1 protein-coding gene and 1 pseudogene are annotated in these 1,308 nt (G+C 62.3%); both read right to left on the bottom strand.

The features are described 5' to 3' along the window. Nucleotides 1–48: 48 nt before the first annotated feature. Nucleotides 49–564: a hypothetical protein gene (locus ACFT4A_RS42495; RefSeq protein ID WP_382842060.1), complete on the bottom strand. Its 516-nt coding sequence runs from the start codon at nt 562–564 to the stop codon at nt 49–51. After that, nucleotides 561–1,214: pseudogene (locus ACFT4A_RS42490) on the bottom strand (polymorphic toxin-type HINT domain-containing protein); the annotation flags it as partial. The pseudogene ACFT4A_RS42490 and the gene ACFT4A_RS42495, both read right to left, overlap by 4 nt. Nucleotides 1,215–1,308: the final 94 nt, after the last annotated feature.

The following is a 1,308-nucleotide window of genomic DNA, read 5'->3' as shown; positions in this document are numbered from 1 at the left end:
GTGTATAAGAGACAGCCCTCGGCGAGCCGCTTCGTCCGCTCTCTTACGTCACTTGCCACCTGTGGTGGCCGACTGCAGCAGCGTGCAGCCGGAGGTCCACGACGGCAGATCATGCCGAACCTGATCGAGCTCGTGCCCCGGGTAGCTCGGCGGCGCTTCAGATATTCCGTGGGCATCCAGAAGGTAGAAGTCCGCGCTGACTCCACTGACAGCAACCTCGCCATCAGGGAAGAACTCCAGCTCCAGCCGGAATCCTTCGGCGTCGGCCCCGGAAGGCCGACTGGATGTCACCGAGAACGCCATCAGCTTGTTCTCCTGCGGCGCTCCGCTCCAGTGGAACGATTGCACTCCGCGGACTACGAGAAGTGCGGAATTTCCCGTTGGATAGAACAACGCACCGCGCATGTCGAACAGCAGCGCCGCCCGATTCGCGGTCGGGCACACTCTGCAGTCCAGGAGTTGGGCGTCGTCCAGGGCGTCTGGTTCCTTCAGTGGGTCCCAGCCGATGGGCTCCGGAGCACGCCGGTAGTCCTGGGACGTGAAGAGTTCTTCTACAAGGGTCATGGGATCGGAATGTGCCAGTAGGGGTCGGACTTGGTCGGGGTCTTGCCGGTCATCGGATGGATTACCTGGCCTGCTTCGTTCAAATAGTTTATGTAGCCGTTGGGGTACTGATGCGGACCGCTGGTCACCGGATCCATGACGCGCACGTATTTGACGCTCTTGTGGAATCCGGCAGCTGCGGCTTCGGCCGCCTTGATGTCATAGATCCACCCCTTCAGGTTGTTGGCCGTGGCAATGGCCTTGCGCCCCTTGGGGAGCCAGAGCTTTTCGCCCTGGGGTCCGACTATGTCGGCGATCAGACACCTGCTGTTGTGGACCAGCACCGGTGTGTCACCCGCGAGTACATAGTACGAGTGCAGGTCCTCGACGGTGAGGTTGTATGTCTGCGCGTGCTGGTGGAAGAACCGGTTCGACCGCAGGGTGACCGTGTCGCCGGCGTCGGTCCTGAGCGTCATGCCGGGCTCGAGGGTGGCCGCCTCGACCCACTTGCCCGCGGACGGTGACCAGAACGGGTGGTCGTCGGTGGCCGTCAGCTTCTCCACGCCGCGCGGCGTGGAGAAGGTCAGCTCGGAGAAGTACTTGTCGTCGTCGGTGACGATGAGGTCGGTGACCTTGCGCGGCCCGGTCTCCTGCGTCACAGGATCAGTGGCTAGGGTCCGTCTTCAAACGGATCTTGCCCAGAGCAGGAACGACGCGAGATTGACCGCTGCTTCGTAGGAGGTGGCTGTCTTGTCGTATCTGGTG

This window comes from Streptomyces sp. NPDC057099, assembly GCF_042671245.1.
GTDB classification, from domain to species: Bacteria; Actinomycetota; Actinomycetes; order Streptomycetales; family Streptomycetaceae; genus Streptomyces; species Streptomyces purpurascens.
Note: the sequence above shows the minus strand (reverse complement) of the source record. Positions and strands in the feature narration are given on the sequence as shown.

Bases quoted from the DNA above. Each gene is read 5' to 3' on its own strand.
- ACFT4A_RS42495 (WP_382842060.1), bottom strand. From the start codon at position 564: ATGACCCTTGTAGAAGAACTCTTCACGTCCCAGGACTACCGGCGTGCT.